The 253-nt window shown below is 49.4% G+C and carries 1 pseudogene; it reads right to left on the bottom strand.

Annotation, left to right across the window (positions count from 1 at the left end):
- Positions 1 to 253, bottom strand: a pseudogene (locus IV91_RS19990) (integrase); the annotation flags it as partial.

The following is a 253-nucleotide window of genomic DNA, read 5'->3' on the forward strand; positions in this document are numbered from 1 at the left end:
TGCTTCAACCTTGTTTTTAACAGTGTGTGCCAAGGATCGCTCGGCCAAATCCCGAGAACAGCCTTGTTCGCTGCACCAGTCTCTGAAACTGGAACGAAAGCCATGCGCTGTTGCAACCCGATTCGCTACATCGCTTGGTGCCTGAACGCGACGCAGAAATGCCGTAATGACCATATCAGAGAGTTGAGTTCCTTTGCGTATGGATGGGAATACCAGAATATCATGCAACCCTTGCTGATTTCTGAGGATTTCG

The sequence above is a fragment of the Ferrovum myxofaciens genome (assembly GCF_000735045.1).
Classification (GTDB): Bacteria; Pseudomonadota; Gammaproteobacteria; order Burkholderiales; family Ferrovaceae; genus Ferrovum; species Ferrovum myxofaciens.